Source organism: Pseudoalteromonas sp. NGC95, assembly GCF_015864705.1.
In the GTDB taxonomy this organism is placed as follows: domain Bacteria; phylum Pseudomonadota; class Gammaproteobacteria; order Enterobacterales; family Alteromonadaceae; genus Pseudoalteromonas; species Pseudoalteromonas arctica.
In genome coordinates this window covers 83,427-101,210 of sequence record NZ_JADYWR010000007.1, presented here as the reverse complement: position 1 = coordinate 101,210, position 17,784 = coordinate 83,427, and the positions used below count along the sequence as shown (strand labels likewise).

Annotated in this window: 22 protein-coding genes; 20 read left to right on the top strand and 2 right to left on the bottom strand. The window is 37.1% G+C overall.

What is annotated here, in order from left to right; all coding sequences use genetic code 11:
• The first annotated feature begins 217 nt into the window (after window positions 1-217).
• From dkgB to I6E70_RS08475, 6 genes are all read left to right on the top strand, one after another.
• On the top strand, window positions 218-1,033 hold the full coding sequence (dkgB, locus tag I6E70_RS08500; RefSeq protein WP_024591732.1) for a 2,5-didehydrogluconate reductase DkgB: 816 nt from the start codon (window positions 218-220) through the stop codon (window positions 1,031-1,033).
• A 78-nt stretch (window positions 1,034-1,111) separates the two neighbouring features.
• The gene (locus tag I6E70_RS08495; protein ID WP_002958660.1) at window positions 1,112-1,399 is read left to right on the top strand and encodes a putative quinol monooxygenase; all 288 of its coding nucleotides are present in this window, start codon (window positions 1,112-1,114) and stop codon (window positions 1,397-1,399) included.
• 455 nt (window positions 1,400-1,854) lie between these two features.
• Window positions 1,855-2,076, top strand: a complete 222-nt coding sequence (locus I6E70_RS08490; RefSeq protein ID WP_197188509.1) for a hypothetical protein — start codon at window positions 1,855-1,857, stop codon at window positions 2,074-2,076.
• A gap of 94 nt (window positions 2,077-2,170) precedes the next feature.
• Complete coding sequence (locus tag I6E70_RS08485; RefSeq protein ID WP_197188508.1) at window positions 2,171-2,515, top strand: hypothetical protein; 345 nt, start codon at window positions 2,171-2,173, stop codon at window positions 2,513-2,515.
• A 294-nt stretch (window positions 2,516-2,809) separates the two neighbouring features.
• Complete coding sequence (locus I6E70_RS08480) at window positions 2,810-3,214, top strand: hypothetical protein (RefSeq protein ID WP_002958658.1); 405 nt, start codon at window positions 2,810-2,812, stop codon at window positions 3,212-3,214.
• A 138-nt stretch (window positions 3,215-3,352) separates the two neighbouring features.
• A complete protein-coding gene (locus I6E70_RS08475) occupies window positions 3,353-4,117 on the top strand; it encodes a 2-keto-4-pentenoate hydratase (RefSeq protein ID WP_197188507.1) in 765 nt (254 codons plus the stop codon).
• 73 nt (window positions 4,118-4,190) lie between these two features.
• On the opposite strand, the gene I6E70_RS08470 is transcribed toward I6E70_RS08475, so the two are convergent.
• Both I6E70_RS08470 and I6E70_RS08465 read right to left on the bottom strand, forming a co-directional pair.
• Window positions 4,191-5,054, bottom strand: coding sequence for a delta-class carbonic anhydrase (locus tag I6E70_RS08470; RefSeq protein ID WP_197188506.1), 864 nt, complete (start codon window positions 5,052-5,054; stop codon window positions 4,191-4,193).
• Between the two features lie 103 nt (window positions 5,055-5,157).
• Window positions 5,158-5,811 (bottom strand): DUF6058 family natural product biosynthesis protein, encoded by a 654-nt coding sequence (locus I6E70_RS08465; RefSeq protein WP_024591738.1) that lies wholly within the window; start codon window positions 5,809-5,811, stop codon window positions 5,158-5,160.
• A 171-nt stretch (window positions 5,812-5,982) separates the two neighbouring features.
• On the opposite strand from I6E70_RS08465, the gene dapA reads away from it, so the two are divergent.
• From dapA to I6E70_RS08395, 14 genes are all read left to right on the top strand, one after another.
• Window positions 5,983-6,900, top strand: coding sequence for a 4-hydroxy-tetrahydrodipicolinate synthase (dapA, locus tag I6E70_RS08460; protein WP_165722736.1), 918 nt, complete (start codon window positions 5,983-5,985; stop codon window positions 6,898-6,900).
• A 118-nt stretch (window positions 6,901-7,018) separates the two neighbouring features.
• Window positions 7,019-7,732 carry a beta-ketoacyl synthase chain length factor gene (locus tag I6E70_RS08455; protein ID WP_197188505.1) on the top strand — a complete coding sequence of 238 codons (714 nt, stop codon included), beginning with the start codon at window positions 7,019-7,021 and terminating at the stop codon, window positions 7,730-7,732.
• Window positions 7,725-8,507 (top strand): lysophospholipid acyltransferase family protein, encoded by a 783-nt coding sequence (locus I6E70_RS08450; protein WP_180961397.1) that lies wholly within the window; start codon window positions 7,725-7,727, stop codon window positions 8,505-8,507. The genes I6E70_RS08455 and I6E70_RS08450 overlap by 8 nt, the downstream gene beginning before the upstream one ends.
• The gene (locus tag I6E70_RS08445) at window positions 8,504-8,761 is read left to right on the top strand and encodes a phosphopantetheine-binding protein (protein WP_007580830.1); all 258 of its coding nucleotides are present in this window, start codon (window positions 8,504-8,506) and stop codon (window positions 8,759-8,761) included. Before I6E70_RS08450 ends, I6E70_RS08445 begins: the two co-directional genes overlap by 4 nt.
• Before the next feature lie 21 nt (window positions 8,762-8,782).
• Entirely contained in the window at window positions 8,783-9,028 is a 246-nt protein-coding gene (locus tag I6E70_RS08440) for an acyl carrier protein (protein WP_002958648.1), read from the top strand.
• Between the two features lie 4 nt (window positions 9,029-9,032).
• Window positions 9,033-9,599, top strand: a complete 567-nt coding sequence (locus tag I6E70_RS08435; RefSeq protein WP_197188504.1) for a hypothetical protein — start codon at window positions 9,033-9,035, stop codon at window positions 9,597-9,599.
• A complete protein-coding gene (locus I6E70_RS08430) occupies window positions 9,592-10,956 on the top strand; it encodes an AMP-binding protein (protein WP_024593024.1) in 1,365 nt (454 codons plus the stop codon). The genes I6E70_RS08435 and I6E70_RS08430 overlap by 8 nt, the downstream gene beginning before the upstream one ends.
• The gene (locus I6E70_RS08425) at window positions 10,940-11,305 is read left to right on the top strand and encodes an ApeI family dehydratase (RefSeq protein ID WP_121954599.1); all 366 of its coding nucleotides are present in this window, start codon (window positions 10,940-10,942) and stop codon (window positions 11,303-11,305) included. Before I6E70_RS08430 ends, I6E70_RS08425 begins: the two co-directional genes overlap by 17 nt.
• Window positions 11,298-12,047 carry a glycosyltransferase family 2 protein gene (locus I6E70_RS08420; protein WP_197188503.1) on the top strand — a complete coding sequence of 250 codons (750 nt, stop codon included), beginning with the start codon at window positions 11,298-11,300 and terminating at the stop codon, window positions 12,045-12,047. Before I6E70_RS08425 ends, I6E70_RS08420 begins: the two co-directional genes overlap by 8 nt.
• On the top strand, window positions 12,037-13,005 hold the full coding sequence (locus tag I6E70_RS08415; protein WP_197161320.1) for an LpxL/LpxP family acyltransferase: 969 nt from the start codon (window positions 12,037-12,039) through the stop codon (window positions 13,003-13,005). Before I6E70_RS08420 ends, I6E70_RS08415 begins: the two co-directional genes overlap by 11 nt.
• Window positions 12,998-14,542: an HAL/PAL/TAL family ammonia-lyase gene (locus I6E70_RS08410; protein ID WP_008137191.1), complete on the top strand. Its 1,545-nt coding sequence runs from the start codon at window positions 12,998-13,000 to the stop codon at window positions 14,540-14,542. Before I6E70_RS08415 ends, I6E70_RS08410 begins: the two co-directional genes overlap by 8 nt.
• A complete protein-coding gene (locus I6E70_RS08405; protein ID WP_007580812.1) occupies window positions 14,535-14,963 on the top strand; it encodes an acyl-CoA thioesterase in 429 nt (142 codons plus the stop codon). Before I6E70_RS08410 ends, I6E70_RS08405 begins: the two co-directional genes overlap by 8 nt.
• A 23-nt stretch (window positions 14,964-14,986) precedes the next feature.
• Window positions 14,987-15,496 carry an outer membrane lipoprotein carrier protein LolA gene (locus I6E70_RS08400; protein ID WP_024593019.1) on the top strand — a complete coding sequence of 170 codons (510 nt, stop codon included), beginning with the start codon at window positions 14,987-14,989 and terminating at the stop codon, window positions 15,494-15,496.
• Window positions 15,497-15,542: 46 nt separating this feature from the next.
• Window positions 15,543-17,783: a transporter gene (locus I6E70_RS08395; protein WP_197188502.1), complete on the top strand. Its 2,241-nt coding sequence runs from the start codon at window positions 15,543-15,545 to the stop codon at window positions 17,781-17,783.
• Window position 17,784 lies beyond the last annotated feature (1 nt).

Genomic DNA, 17,784 nt, shown 5'->3' with positions numbered 1-17,784 from the left:
CTGCATAGGCTCTGCCTTGCCTAAATACCAAATACACTGCTGCAAATGTAATCTCTAAAGATTAACAGACCCTAACCTTGAAACTAAAATTAATGACCTCATACCTGTTATGAGGTCATAGATTTTTAAGTGACAGTCGTAATAAGAAGTAAAAGGTGTATTTCGTAAAACTTTTAAAAGTTTGTATTTCAAACCGATTATTTTATAAGGATAAACCATGACAAAACGTGTAATAGAAATGCCAGAACTCGGTATGGGAACATTCCGCTTAGAGGGCGACACTGCCTATAACTCAGTAAAAATGGCACTCGAAGTTGGGTTTCGCCATATTGATACCGCACAAATTTATGGCAACGAAGAGCAAGTAGGTCAAGCCATAAAAGATAGTAATATTCCGCGCAGTGAAATATTCTTAACTACCAAAGTGTGGAATAACAAATTAAATAAAAGCGACTTTATCCCAAGCGTTAAAAAGTCACTTGAAAAGCTACAAGTTGATTCGGTCGACTTACTGCTAATTCATTGGCCATCGCCCGCTAACGACGAGCCAATGAGTGAATACCTTACTGAATTACTAAAAGCTAAGCAGCTTGGTTTAACTAAGCACATTGGTGTATCAAACTTCACCATTGCAAACTTAAATGAAGCAATGCAAACACTCGACTCGCGTGAAATATTTACCAATCAGGTTGAGGTTCACCCATATTTAACTAATACTAAATTACGCGCATTTTGTGCTCAGCACGACATTCATGTAACAGCATACATGCCATTTGTAGTAGGTAAAGTACTTAAAGATCAAACCATTATCGACATTGCTAAAAAGCACGATGCAAGTCCAGCACAAGTTGTTCTAGCGTGGGTTAACGCCAGCGGCATGACGACAATTCCATCATCAACTAAGCGTAAAAACTTAGAAGATAACTTTAACGACCACGTTAAATTAGATGATGAAGACATAGCCCGCATTGATGGCCTAGATTGTGGCGACCGCCAAGCAACACCAGAATTTGCGCCGCAGTGGGATCAGTAAATTTACCCCAAACGCAAAGTTAAACTAAATATTTTAAGGTGTAGATTATCTACACCTTAACTTTTAAAAGGAATACACATGTTAACGGTTATAGCGGCACTGTCGTGCAAAAATATTGATGCAGATGTAATGCTTACAGCACTTGAAAACTTACAAAAGTCATCGCGCCAAGAAGTAGGGTGCTTACGTTATGAACTATCGGTAAAAAGTGATGATGAACATACCGACTATGTAGTTAGTGAACAGTGGGCGTCTGACGAGCACTTTGAAGCGCATAAAAACGAGCCACACTTTAAAGCGTTTGGTACGCAAGTTACTGGGCTTTTAACCAATAGTAGTATTGATGTATATAAATCAATTGGTTAAATTCTTTTTATAGTGCCTATTATGGTACGTATTAAAATACTTAGTTAAATTACATATCATAAAGTAAATACTCAAATAGGTGCTGTTAACCTACATCACCTTTTATTCTTACACTTCAACCTGCCTAAATACACAACTTCGCCAATATCAATGAAACCTATTAGGACTCTTTTTGTTAATTCGCATTCGTAGTGCGTCGAAATCAAAAGAGGTTCATAACTTTATTAAAAGTCGTTTTGGTATCACAACCCACTCTAATAAATAGCCTATTTAATTTGTTGTTTACATTAAAGTTCTCTGGTGTAAATTATAGAAATATAATATGGCATTTTAGTCAGCCGTAAATAGTTCGAGTGGTACTCAATATGAGACTCAAAATAGCAAACTATTTATATATTTTTTGTGTGTTATATTTTTAGAGCTGAGTTAATTAAACTAATAATGGAGACATGGGTATGGAAATTAATAAATCTAATCAATCTATTCTTATTTTTGTAATTCCTTTATTAACTGCGTATTTTGGATCAAAAGTTATATTTCACTTATTTGCTTTTGAGTATCTTGTGTTTACAGATACTTTTGACATTCTAAAGCTACTCATTGATATTAGTGTATTTGGAGTGTTGTTCTATATTAGTTCGCTGGGCGTTGGTTATGTCATCAGAGCTATAACATAAGTTTTTAATCATTAGCTGGTAAATTGCTAGCTAAAAAATCACAGCCAATAAAGCCTTAACAGCTTTAAACTGTATAATTTATATGGAGATAATAATGAAAAAATTAATCGCAATAGTAGCGTTGTTAGGCTTTGCCTCATTTGCACAAGCTAATGATAGTTTTGTAGTGAATGCCAAGTTTTATGATAATAAAAACTTAATTGGTTCACCTGTTTTAGTAGTCAATTCAAATGAAGAGGCGTCAGTTTCAATTGATAATTCGTATAGTTTTGCTCTTACAGTAACGCCAATTGATGATTCTACTGTTGGTTTAGCAACTGACCTAAAACTAGGTGGAAAACATATGGCTCCCTCTTTAGTTGTTGAACTAGGCAAAGAAGCAAGTATCAATATTGATGGTAAAGAGCTTTCAGTTTTAGTAAGCAAATCAAACAGCTAACAAGTTAAAAATTAGGAATATAATTAATGAGAAACTCAAGAAATGAAATAGTAAAATATGGAGTCTCTTTTGGTACAGCCCTAGCAATTGCTATTTCATGGAGTGCTAACGAGTCTGTGTTATGGGCAATTTTGCACGGTTTTTTATCTTGGTTTTATGTTATTTGGCATGTAATCACGCGATAAGTGCTTTCGCGTTTGCACTGATTGATTATGTAGACTGCGGTCAATGTTAATAGCCGAGTAATTACCATTTAAAACGATTAAGTTAAAAATATAAAAGGAATAATTAATAATGAAAGGTGCGGGTGGAAGTTCTGGTGGTATTGGGCATTTTTTTATTGGTTTGATTATGATGTGCGGTGGCTTTTATATGCTGCTAAACGCAATTTCGGTGACCTCTAATTTTGGACTAAGTTCTCGCATTTATAGTGTTAATGCTTTAGGTGGCTTTGGCGTTACAGGCGGCATGGTTATGATCCCATTTATTTTTGGTGTGGGTCTGATTTTTTATAATTCTAAAAATATTTTAGGCTGGGTGCTATCTCTAGGTTCGTTAACCGCACTAATATTTGGCGTTATATCGAGTGTGCGATTTAGTATGCGAACTATGACGTCGTTTGATTTGATTGTTATTATAATTTTAGCGTTTGGCGGCTTAGGGTTGTTTTTACGTTCGCTTAAATCTATTGATACTTAAATAATCACCACGCTTTGTTTTAAATACAATTTTAATTATAGGCATTTAACATGATGTTCTAATGCCTAAGCTAATACATTAATAATATAACCCTTCCTATTTACTGCTTAACCAGTAACGTATTTTAAAGAGATTTATGTGAACAACTCAATACAGCTAAAACTAATTGCTACTCACTTATTAGCACAAAGAGATGAAAACCCAGCACGTTCAAACTTTCCTAAAGAGTTAGTACTAGACTCGACTGACGATGCAATAGAAGTACAAAAGTTGATGATTTACTTAAATGATCAAACTGTATATGGCTGGAAGTGTATGCTGCCTTTAGATGATGGCTCAATTATATTAGCGCCTCTTTTACATGCACCTATAAAACAAGCTGAAAATTGCCCACTGTATACAACAAACAACAAAGCGCTGATAGAACCAGAAATTGCATTTATTTTGCAAAGCGATTTACCAAGTAATAAAACCTATACAAATGAAGACGTAGATACTGCATTTGCCAGCGCCCATTTAGCACTTGAGCTTATTCAAAAAAGGTTTGATGAAGACACTCCAAGCACTCACATTGAAAAGCTGGCCGATGGCCTATCTAATCAAGGCGTGTATTTAGGCCCGCAAATAGATAAAGCCAAAGCGTATAACGCAAGTACTGTAAATATTAACGTTAAGCAAACTGAGCTGGAGTTAAACTTGGCAGGTGTGCACCCTGCAGAGCTTGCGCAGCTTCCACTTTATTGGGCGGTTAATTACTTATCAGCAAAGGGAATTAATTTAAAAGCAGGGCAAGTGTTTATAACTGGTTCTTACTGTGGTGTAGTTGAGCTTAATACCAATGAGCAAACATGTATTACATATGAAGATTTAAATACATTTAATGTGACATTTTTATCCCATTAAGCGTAATACTCATTTTAACGGTCATAATAAAACAACCCACTAATTAGCGGGTTATTTTTTATTTGGCTAAATTTTAATTATTGATTTTAGAGAGTAATGCAGGATTTATTACGAGATTTCGTACGCCGTGAGCGTGATCTTCATTAAATGTGTTACTTTCACACCATTTGCCAACACTGTTTATATCAACCTTTGCTACTTTTGGTTTAACTGACCATGTTACTTGAAAAGGAGAGCCTGCCTCGTTGTAACTAGGGCCAGTAGTTGAACCGCTATAAACAACCGGTTTACCCGTATTTGTAGGTGTAGCAATAGCTTGATAGTAACCATTAACAGATGACACGGCGCTTATTTGAGCAAAATCAAGTGCGTTAGCATCGTTTACTAATACATATACTTGAGCTTCAACACGTAGTTGCGGATTTTTAATCGAATCACTTAAACAGCTACCCAAGGTAGGGCCTGGTTTTACAATTGCTGACGTATGAACGTTATGAACCTCAATGGTATCGCCAACTAAAAGCGCGCCGTGATCGCTCGGACAAATTTCAATTTTTGCTGGTTTACTTTCACTTTTAGTTAAAGAGCCTGAATATAAGTAGCCACTTTTAAAGCCTTTTCCATTACCATTTCCGGCATATTTACTAAACTCGCCACCGGCATGTTCAGCATTTTTATGAAAGTGTATATTACATAAGTTCATATTTGATGAAGTTGGGGCATGAGAGAAAACTACGGTGTTTTCGCCTTTATAATTATCAATATTGCGTGGAGATTGTGGGCCAAAGCCTTTATTCGCAGTGTTTTTAGCAAGTGCTGCACGCTGCATTTTTATTATGTCGTCATTTGCTATTTCGTGGTTAGCTTTAGCTAGCGTATTAAAAGATAGGATAGTGATTACAGCAGAAATTACACTTATTTTTGTTTTGATTGTCATTGAGTCAGTGCCTTTAAATCATGTTTTACGTAACAATTAAGTTAACAGATCTTGTTTTTCGTAAAATAATCCTAAAATGATAAATAATCAAACTATTGCAAAACTATTTTATAGATAAGTCGTATTTTAAAATAAGTGCATCTATATAGCGGGTGCGTAATGTGTGTTGTTTTTCATGATCGGCGCCATGCCCTAATGCTTTGTTTAAAAGCTTCATGGCGGGGTGCAGTAGCGCTCTTTCTTCTTGGTTTAAGCTCGCTTTACTGCGCAGTTCTGTAATGTCGTCAACTAATAGCCTGCCAATATCTACCGAGACTATTTCGTCTATTAATCCATTTTGAGTAAGCACGCCGTACTTACTGCATAAAAACTGTTGCCAAATTTGCTGCAAGTGTTCGTCTATTTCGCAGCCAAATAGCTCTTCGCTAAACGTAAATCCTTGCTGAGCGAGTTTAGTTAGGCTTGCAGTATATTGCTGTGCAAAATAATTAAAAGCATGGCTTGATGATTCTATTTTTTGTTTTAAAAGACCTTGACCCCAATTAACACAGCCGCGCGGGTAATAGTCGTCATACTCTTCGCATTCATACAAACCTGAATATGAGCTGCAGCTAAGTTGACTTTTAATACAGTAACTTGGTTTGGGGAAAACACTTCGCTCTTGCCAAGCTAAAAGTGTATCTGCATCTATATTTAATGCTTGGCACAGTTCATCGGTGTTATAAAAATGAGTTGCTAAGTAATCAGATAAACGCATAAAGCCTCTGGTATAGTTAAAAATAAAGCACTGTTCATATATACAGTTATTCATTTTGTATTACCAAACTTAATAACACAAGAGATTTTATAATTAAATGTGGGTTTACACCTCCAAAAGTACCGGCAATTATGTTACAAATAGCGCAAGTTTTATAAATAATGATTTTTTATGCGCACCCTAGACCAAATTAAACAAGCAAGCCTTATTACAGCTATTAAAACGCCATACTTAGCAAACGGTGAAATAGACCTGGCAAAGTACGATGAACTCGTAGAAATACAAATTGCAGCAGGCGTTGACGGCATTGTAGTTGGTGGCACAACAGGCGAAGGCCAGTTAATGAACTGGGAAGAGCATTTAATGCTTATAGCGCACAGTGCAAACAAGTATGGTGACAAACTGGTTATTGTTGGTAATACCGGTAGTAACAACACTCGTGAAGCGATTAAAGCAACTAAATATGGCTTTGCCAGCGGTATGGATGCAGCACTGCAAATTAATCCATATTACGGACGTACGTCTATTGCGGGTGTTAAAGAGCACTTTAAGCGCGTACTTGATATTGGACCTGCCTTTATTTACAACGTAGCAGGGCGAACAGGTCAAGACCTAACACCTGATATTATTGAGCCACTCGCTAAGCATGAATATTTTATTGGTGTAAAAGAGTGTGGCGGTAATGAACGTATTGCCCATTATGAACAACAAGGTATTGCATGTTGGTCGGGTAACGATGACGAAAGTCATGATGCGCGCCACACACATAAAGCGCACGGTGTTATTTCGGTTACTTCTAACTTAATACCTGGGTTATTCCGTCAGTTAATGGATACGCCAAGTAACGAGCTAAATGCGTCGTTACAACCATTAATGAACTGGTTGTTCTGTGAACCAAACCCGATTGCCATTAATACCGCATTGATGATGACAGGTGCAGTAAACCCTGTATTTAGATTACCGTACTTACCGCTTAGTGATGAGCAGCAAGCTCAAGGCGAAGTGTTAATTAATGAGTTGAATAACAACGATGTTGTTGGCGGTATAGCTAAGTGTTTAAAGCAGAATGATATAGCTCTACTTTCATAGTAATATGAGCAGGCACTGAACGACTCGTTAGTTCAGTGCTTTTTGTTAATGATTATTTACTTCTATTGCTAAAATCGGTAAAATTCCCTCCCTTATATCTTATAAAATATGCAGAGCTGTGAAATTTGTTGTTGAAGAACTCGCTATATGGATAAAGCCCGAACAGCGACAAATAAAAGAGAGTAATTGGTTTGATTCCTCTGTATTAAATCTTAGTTGGGTGCCTGCTATGCAGCGACGCCGAATGACTTCCTTTATCAAAATGGCACTTTTTAGTGCTCATCAAGTAAGTACTCGAGGTAACTACGTTAATTTACCGAGTGTTTTTTCTTCTCGCCACGGTGATTTTCACAAAACGTCTAACTTACTTATTGATGTAGTAAATTATCAGCCACTGTCGCCCACTGGTTTTGGGTTAAGTGTGCACAATGCCGCATCGGGACTTTTTGGGATAATACAGGGTAATACAAGTGCTACAAATGCTATTGCTGCAGGAGCCGAAAGCTTTATCTATGCACTCGTAGATGGCTTTGTAAGACTTGCTGATAACGATCTGCAACACATGTTAATAGTTCATACCGATGAGACTCTCCCCGATATTTACGCTCAGTACGCCGATGAACAGCAAATAGCACACTCTATTGGTTTAATAATAAGAGCGCCGCAAAAAGGCGAACCCCATTTTAGTTTAAACAAAGTATTTAATACGGGCATGGAAAAAAGCGACTTACCAATGAGTATTCAATGCGCTAAAGCTTTGTATGAGCGAAGCAATATATTACTTGTTCATAACACGCTTGAGCACGATTGGCAGCTTACATACCATGCTTAAAAATGTACAAAGGTTATGTGGGTTGATTTGGCGGATTATTGCTACTGCATTTTGCTTTTCAGTTTTTGGGGTTGGTGGTTTAGTATTAGCCTTTATTGTTTTTCCTGCTCAGCGCCTATTTCAAAGTGACTCAGTTAAACAAAAGATTAAGGCTCGAAAAACAGTACATTACAGCTTCAAATGGTTTGTTAGTTTAATGCATGTAACGGGCGTTATTCGATTTCATGTCAACGATAAAGCAAAAATTGAAGGCTTAAAAGGGCAACTGATATTAGCAAACCATCCTTCTTTAATTGATGTTGTTGTTTTAATTTCGGTAGTAAAAAATGCAGATTGCGTAGTAAAGGCGCATTTATTTAAAAATCCTTTTATGCGCGGCGTTATTAAAAGCACCGGCTATATAAGTAATGACGATCCGCAGGAGCTATTACGAGAATGCGAGCGCAGTTTGCAAAAGGGTAATAACTTAATTGTATTTCCTGAAGGGACACGGACAGAGCCTCACAAAACATTAAAGTTTAAACGAGGCGCTGCAAATATTGCAATTAGATGTCATGCGCCCATTACTACTTTTTTAATTAAAATGAAGCCAAACACTTTAACCAAAGGCACACCTTGGTATAAGGTCGCGCCATATCAGGCGCATTTTACAATGGGGCTTGCGAGCCAGCAGTTTAATTGTGCAACGTACGACAGCGATATGCCTGCGATGCAATCACGCCAATTGACTAAAGATTTACAACATTATTTTACACAAGAGCTAAAAAATATATGAGCGAATTAAAAGAACAAATAAAACAACTGATTATCTCAAGCCTTGACCTTGAAGACATGACCACTGCTGACATACAAGATGATGACGCTTTATTTGTAGATGGCCTAGGACTAGACAGCATAGATGCATTAGAGCTTGGTCTTGCGATAAAGAAGCAATTTGATGTGAAAATAGATGCAAACTCTGATCAAACTAAAGCGCACTTTGCCTCAGTTAATTCTTTAGCAAAATTTATTGAACAAGCACGTTCTTAATATATAAAAGTAGGAAGAAAGATGAAAACCGCTGCTGAAATTTATGATGTATTACACGGCATTTTAGAAAACGAATTTGAAATAGACCCAGAAGATATTAGCTTAGAGGCTAACCTGTACCAAGATCTTGATTTAGACAGTATTGATGCAGTTGACTTAGTTGTGAAATTAAGAGAAATCACAGGTAAAAAAATTGAGCCTGATGCCTTTAAACTTGTGCGCACAGTGCAAGACATAGTCACCGAAATAGAAAAGTTAGTTAACTAATACTATGTTAAAAGCAGTTTTAACAACGTTAATTATGATTTGCTTGGCTTGCTACCCTATTATTGTGTACGTAGGCCTTACGCGTTTTAATAGTCAGATTATTACAGTATTACTGCTATTTTTACTCGGGCTTAGACTTTGGGTAAGCAGAGCCTTGTTTGATAAAATGCCGTGGTTAAAGCCCGCTACATTTTTAGCAGCCATTACTATTTTGATTTCCAAGGTAATGGATAGCGACTTAGGGCTGCGTTTGTATCCCGTAATCATTAATTTAGTTATGTTAGTTGTGTTTGCGTATTCTTTGTATAAAGGGCCTTCTATTATTGAAACCTTTGCGCGCATTACTGAGCCCTCACTTGATGAAAACGGTGTAATTTATACAAAAAAAGTAACGCTAGTGTGGTGTGTTTTTTTTGTATTAAACGGTGGTATTGCCCTGTACACCAGTATTTTTAGTAGCCTAGAAACCTGGGCTTTTTATAATGGTTTTATTGCTTACTTAGCTATGGGCACATTGTTTGCTATAGAGTGGCTAGTCAGACAAAAAGTAAAAAGGAACGCCGGTGTTTAATGCTTTTCAAAGTAATGCGATAAGAACATGTTTTAATCATACTGATAATGATATTTCGGAGCGTCAGTTTGTTAGTGATATAAACGAAGTTTTAGCAAAGCTATCAACGTTAAATGCTAAATCATCGGTTGTTTTATACACCACAGACACCTACAAATTTGCCGTGTACTTATTTGCTTTGGCACTACACGGAAACACAGTGATTTTGCCGCCTAATGGGCAACCTGCAACGTTAAACTCCTTGCTTAAACAAACACCTTTTTTTATTGGTGAGTCTGAATTAGTAGCCGATTTAGAGGCTGATTTTTTAGATATAGGAACCTTAGTCAATCAACCTCACTTTGTATCTATTGAAACAATTAAATGGCCTCAAGAAGGCACAATTGTTTTTTACACGTCGGGCTCGTCGGGTAAAGCAAAGCCAATTGTAAAAACGTGGCAGGTAATAAATAAAGAATTAAGTACATTAATTAATAGCTACGCACTGATTGATAATCCTATTTTTATAGCGAGTGTTTCGCATCAGCATATATACGGCTTATTGTTTAGATTATTGTGGCCATTACGTGCAGGAAAGGTTGTAAATACAGAGCTATTGCATTACCCAGAACATATAGCTACAAAGCTCAAGTTATTTAAAAAAGTAGTGTTTGTTTCAAGCCCAGCGCAGTTAAAACGGTTATGTATTGATAATGTTTTAGTGGATGATAAGTCTCATTTACAATGGATTTTCTCATCAGGTGGACCGCTATTAAACGAAGATGCTGTATCGTTGTTTACGCAATTAAATAAACCAGTTACACAAGTTTTTGGTAGTACCGAAACCGGTGGTATCGCGTATCGACAAGTTACTTCACTTGAAAAGGTTAGCCTTTGGCAGCCTTTTTCGGGTATTAAAGTACGGGCTTTGGACGATCAGCGTTTAATTTTAAACTCACCGCTCGTTCGCGACAAAAATTACCCTTTAGATGATAGAGGCGAAGTACTTAAAAATGGTCAATTTAGATTATTAGGCCGATTCGATCGAATTATAAAATTAGAAGAAAAACGATTAAGTTTAGATGAGCTAGAACAACATTTGTGTACTAGTGAGTGGGTAAGTGAAGCTAAAGTAATCGCCTTGCCTGGTGAGCGATTAATTGTAGGCGCTATTGTTGTGCTTACGCATAAAGGGCAGATGTTTTTTAATGGTGACGGTAAGTTAGCTACAAATAATTTATTAAAAGCGCATGCATTAGCGCGCTTTGAGCGAATTTGTATCCCTAAAAAGTGGCGTTTTGTAGAGCAATTACCATACAACTCACAGGCAAAGTTAAATTTAAAAGCATTGGAGAGTCTTTTTGCAAAAGTTGACTAAAACACAGCCTGATTTACTGTCTTGTGAAAAAGCAGAGCAAAAGTATAAATTAAGCTTACTAGTTCCTCATGATTTAGATTATTTCAAAGGACATTTTACGGATGGCCCAATACTCGCAGGTGTTGTGCAATTAGACTGGGCAGTGGCTGCAATTTGTAAATATTATAATGTTCAGCAACCTGTTAAAAATGTTGAAGTATTAAAATTTCAGGTAGTGATTACCCCAGGTATAACAATCGAATTATTGCTTGAGCAAAAAGCAGAGAATAAATATACCTTTTCGTATAATTCAAACAAAGGACAGCATGCATCTGGCCGTGTTATTTTTGATAGCCTAATAAATGAATAACTTTTGTATTGTTATCCCAAATTATAATCACATTACGGTTATTGATGATGTACTGAGCCAATTATCGTCATTTAATCTTCCTATTATTATGGTTGATGACGCAAGCAACGCCGAAGCTAAAAATGTGTTTAGTAAGCTTGATGCAAAACACGCGCAGTTGAGTGTAGTTACCCACGACGATAATCAAGGCAAAGGCGGCGCGGTACAAACCGGCTTAAAGCAAGCATATAAGCTAGGTTTTTCGCATGCGATACAGATTGATGCTGATGGTCAGCATGACTTATCTGATATTAAAAAACTAATAGCGCTTTCAAACGCTCAGCCTAAAGCGCTTATAAGCTGTTGCCCAATATATGACGATTCAGTGCCTAAACACCGTTATTTAGCACGTTATTTAACGCATGTTTGGGTATGGATTGAAACGTTAAGTTTTACAATTGTAGATTCAATGTGTGGCTTTAGAGTATATCCGCTTGAGCCAAGTACAAAGCTAATTGATGAGGTATCGCTTGGAAAACGCATGGATTTTGACCCCGAAATTTTAGTGCGTTTATATTGGCGCAATGTGCCTTTTGTATTTTTACCTAGCCAAGTAATTTACCCCGAAAATGGGCTTTCTCATTTTCAGCCATTACACGATAACGTGCGTATTTCGTGGTTGCACACTCGCTTATTTTTTGGAATGTTGATTCGCTCTCCTGTGTTAATTTGGCATAAATTAAAGAGGCGTTATGGCGGCTAAACACTGGTCTAAAATGCAAGAGCGCGGTAATTTCTTAGGTATTCAAATACTGTTATTTGCTCATAAATTACTGGGTAGAAAAGGGCTGTGGATTGTTTTGTTTCCTGTGGTTTTTTATCTTTTTTTAACAGGAAAAGTAGCGCGTGTAGCATCTAAAGCGTTTTTAGCGCAGGTTAATGTTTACCAAGGCAGTAAACAACCTGTTACGTTTAAAATGCAATTAACGCACTTTTGCAGTTTTGCAGATAGCGCATTAGATAAAATTGATGCTTGGCTTGGGCGAATAACCCAACGTGATATTAAATACACTAATGAGCATTTATTTGCTGAGCTAGATGAGCAAAATCAAGGGGCTATTTTTATAGGTTCCCACTTGGGTAATTTAGAGGTGTGCAGGGCACTTAGCCAGCACCGCAGCAGTAAAAAAATAAATGTACTGGTGTTTACCCATCACGCTGTTGAATTTAATAAAATGCTTAAAAAGATTAACCCAGATGTGTCGGTTAATTTAATACAAGTGACTGATATGGGGCCTGACTTAGCTATTTTACTAAAAGAAAAAGTAGAGCAGGGAGAAATAATCGTTATTGTTGGTGACAGAACAAGCACAACAACGGCTTCTCGGTCGGTACAGGTACCGTTTTTAGGCAAAAATGCCCCATTTTCACAGGGGCCTTTTATATTAGCCGCGCTGCTTGATTGCCCTGTTTACTTTTTGTTTTGTTTAAAAGATAAAAAAAGCAAAAAGTATCAAGTGATATTTGAACATTACAGCCAATCATTAAAAATGCCTCGACGAGAGCGACAGCAGGCGCTAACACTTATTATTACTGACTATGCACAGCGTTTGAGTTATTACGCAGCTTTATATCCTTATCAGTGGTTTAATTTTTACGATTTTTGGAAAAGTGATCAGCAGGTAGTACGCGATCAATCAATGGAGAACAAGTGTGACTGAACAAAATATACAGCTTTTTGGCAATCAGCGATTATCAATTGAAGATATTGTTCGAGTTGCCTTTAATGAAACACAAGTGCAATTAAATAGCTGTGAAACTTTTAGCGTTAAAATTAATAGCGCTTTGCGTTTTTTAGACACACTTTTAAAAGAAGATGGCGTAATTTATGGCGTTACAACTGGTTACGGTGATTCTGTAACGGTGGCTGTACCCCTTGATTTAGTTGATGAACTACCTCTGCATTTAACTCGCTTTCACGGCTGTGGACTCGGGGATGTATTTAATAAAGTTCAAGGGCGTGCAATTTTAGCGACCCGCTTAACATCACTTTCACAGGGCTACTCTGGTATTAGCTGGGAAATGCTGCACCTACTTAAAGATTACTTAAATAACGATATAGTGCCTGTGATCCCGCAAGAAGGGTCAGTAGGTGCCAGTGGCGATTTAACACCGTTATCTTACGTTGCAGGTGCGATGGTAGGCGAGCGTGATGTGTTTTACAAAGACCAAGTACGTAACAGTGCAGAAGTTATGAAAGAAGTTGGCTTAGAACCACTAACACTAAGGCCAAAAGAAGGTCTTGCCGTTATGAATGGCACAGCGGTAATGACTGCATTAGCGTGTTTAGCGTTTGATAGGGCTAATTACTTAGCTAAACTGGCGAGCCGTATTACTGCATTATCAAGCTTAGCGCTTAAAGGAAATAGCCATCATTTTGATGAGATATTATTTTCAGTTAAGCCACATCCTGGGCAGCAGCAAATTGCACGTTGGATAAGAGAAGATTTAAACCATCACGATCACCCTCGTAATGCAGACAGACTTCAAGATAGGTATTCAATCCGTTGTGCACCCCATGTTATTGGTGTTCTGCAAGACAGTCTGCCGTTTTTTAGGCACATGATAGAAAACGAGCTTAATTCAGCAAACGATAACCCAATAATTGACGGCCAAGGTGAGCATGTATTACACGGCGGGCATTTTTACGGAGGCCACATTGCAATGGCAATGGATAGCATGAAAACAGCCGTTGCAAACCTTGCTGATTTAGCAGACAGACAAATCGCTTCTTTGGTTGATACTAAGTACAACAATGGGCTACCTTCAAACTTGTCTGATAGTGCACCAGAGCGCCGTTATATTAATCATGGTTTTAAAGCGGTTCAAATTGGCTGTAGTGCTTACACTGCTGAAGCATTAAAGCTAACCATGCCGGCCAGCGTTTTTTCTCGCTCTACAGAGTGTCATAATCAAGATAAAGTGAGTATGGGGACTATTGCGTCTCGCGATTGTTTACGTATTTTACAGCTAACAGAACAAGTGTTAGCAAGTACGTTATTAGCAAGTATTCAAGGTGTTAGATTGCGTATAAAACAAGGCGATCTTGAGTTTTCGACTTTAACGCAAGATATGCAAAACATGTATACCGATATAACTGATTACTTTGAAAACCTCACTGAGGATAGACCAATGGAAGCCGTGCTAAGGCAAACAATAGGGTATATTCAAACTAAACGTTGGGCGTTGTATGAATAGTAAAGGTGCATTATTAACGCATGTTGTAGAAATTGAAATTCCATTTCATGACTGCGATCCAATGAATGTTGTATGGCATGGTAACTACCCACGTTACTTAGAAGTAGCGCGCTGCGAGTTACTGCGTTTATTTGATTATGATTACCCACAAATGCATGAATCGGGCTACGCGTGGCCTATTGTTGATATGCAAATAAAGTATGTCGCCTCAGCAGTATTTACTCAAAAAATTAAAGTAGCGGCTTATTTAAAAGAATACGAGAATAGACTACGGATTGATTACGTAATCACTGACTCGCTAACTAATAAGCGCCTTACTAAAGCCTCAACCACGCAAGTTGCGGTTGAGGTTAGCTCCAAAGAAATGCAATTTGAATCACCCGCTATTTTATTTAATAAGTTAAAAGCGGTTTTGAATTAAATTTTTATTTTATAGGCGATTAAATGAATTTTTTAAAATGTTTTACATTGAGCATAGCCATTAGCTTTTTACTGTTTTGCTCTGTAGTAAATGCAGCAGTTATTAAAGGTGAGTTTAAGCAATATAAGCAATTTAATGGATTTGCTAAGCCTTTTATTTCGTCGGGTGTTTTTTCGTTAATTGACGAAAAGCTAATTTGGCAAGTGAAAATGCCTGTTGAGAGTATGCTCATAATAGAAAACGGCAAAGTGCTTGCACAAAATGCCAATGGTGAGTTAATACCACAACCCGGTAGCGAGCAATTTGTAGGATTACTGAGTGACTTACTTAGCGTAAATATGAGTGCTCTGGAAACACGTTTTGACATTGCTAAAATGCAAGACAGTTGCACACAGTTAATACCAAAAGAAGCTATGCTAAAGCAATTATTTAGTGATTTTATTTTATGTGAAACTGCTAAGCAAGTGAGCAGTATTACACTAAATGAGCACTCAGGAAATAACACAAAAATTGAGTTTACTTATTCCAAATAAAATTATGTTTTTAAATAATGCAATGGTTAATTAAGGGAATAGTGCAGTGACAAAACGAATTACCGTTATTGTAGGGTGGTTTAGCAGTTTAATTTTACTTTTTGCTGCAGCTTTTTGGCTGTCTAAACCAACGTTTAGCGCCGATATGTTTAGCTTATTGCCAAAGTCGCACTCCCAAATTGCACATGCGGAAGATGTTTTTTTTCAGCAAAATGCTAACCGTATTATGTTCTCGTTTGCAGGAAATAATAAAAATAAAGCATTTGATGATTTCCAAAAATGGCTCGACGATAATGCAATTAAAAGCACATTTAACTTTCCGTCCGTTAACGATTTAGCGCAAACATTCTCACCTTTCAAACATGCGTTATTAAGTGATACTTACAAGCAAACATTAAGCAAAAAAACAACGTTTGAACATTATTACCTTGAGCAATTAAATCAGTTAGGCAACCCATTTGTAAGTGCTACCTTAAGCAAAGATACAAGTTTGAGCTTAGCGGCATTTATAGAAGATAACTTAAAACAAAGCCAATTGTTTACGCTTGAACAAGGTCGTTTAACTCGACGTTTAAAAGGCGTTGAATACCGTGTCATTTTGGCAAACTTAGCGCCTGAAAATTTAGGGGTTAATAAATCAATTGATTTAGCTGGCTCGATAATTAAACAGATCAATATACTTAATAAAACCTACCCTGATTTAAGCATTACTTACTCTGGTGTGCTATTTCATACGGCTGAAAATGCTAAACAAGCTAAATACGAGATGAGCCTGTTTGGTGGCATTAGCTTATTAGCCCTTATTGCTATGGTATTTTGGGTGTTTAGGCGTTTAAACAGTATTTTATTAGCAAGCTTTACCGTACTGAGTGCACTTATTGGCGGCGCTATCGCTATGGTGTTGCTGTTTAAGACTATTCATTTATTAACGCTTGTTTTTGCAGTTACCTTGATTGGTATTGCCATTGATTATGCATTTCATGGTATGACTGACTTAGCCAAAAAAGAGCATGAAAAAGGCTACAGCAAAGGGACTCAATCTGCGCTTTTACTGTCTCTTATTACGACTACGTTGGGTTATTGCTGCTTACTAGGTGCGCCACTAACGTTATTATCTCAAGTTGGCGTGTTTGTTATTGCGGGTTTAGTGAGTGCTTGGCTATTTACCGTGTTAGTTTTGCCATTATGGCAATCTACGCTCACGTTATCGCCTTCTAGCCTATTGATGAGTAAAAAACTCATCAATGTTTTTGAATATTTTAACCACCTAAAAACACCAATACTTATTACATTACTGGCCTTTATCAGTGCGTTATTTTTAATTAAACCAATTAGCTTTAATGATGATGTAAAGCTATTAAATGCAAGCTCCGAACATTTAATGCTAAACGAAAAAAAGCATTTGTTATTACTTGGACAATGGGACAGCCAAATTGTTTTTATGTTTGCAGATAGCGACGAAGCGCTTTTACAAAAACAAGAACAATTTTTAACACGCTTAACCCAACTAGACCCAAATTTTAAACATAATAGCATTAGCCATTGGTTGCCTAGTTTACAAAGACAGGGCGATAACCAGGCTGTGTTTGAACAGGCTAAAAACAAAGGGACTTTGGATATTGCAGAGCGCGTTACAGGGCAAGCACTTGCAAGTACAAAATCACCGTTAATCACTTATGAAACACTCGCCGCGAGTACATTTAAACCGTTACTACTTTCTCAAATGGTTGTTGAGCCAAGTCAATCGATAACATGGATGTCTATTTCGGGTATTTCATCTGTTCAATTAATTAATGAAGTTGAAAAAAGCAAAGATGTTTATATTTATAACAAACCTCAACAAATTAGTGCTTTATTAAGTGATTACCGCGAATATTTACTATTAAGCTTGGTGCTCGCGGGTCTGATCAGTTGGCTGCTATTTAGCTGGCGATTTTCGATTAAGATAGCGCTTCTGCAAGTAACTATTTTATCTGTTGTGGTATTGAGTATGCTTTGGATATGTAACGCAATTCAAGGTAGCTTGTCGTTATTTAATTTGCTCGGTGCGTTACTTGTTATTGCTTTAGCAATTGATTATCTCGTTTTTTATCAAATAAATAAGTTAGAGCCCAAAAATGTACTGGCGATTAGTTTATCTGCAGCATCATCAATGTGGGTATTTGGCATGCTGAGTGCCTCTGAAACCCCTGCTATTTTTAGCTTTGGGCTGAGTGTAATGGTCGGAATTTTAGCTATTTACTTTTTATCACCGCTGAGTGTTTTAAAGCCTCAAAAGGAACAATAAT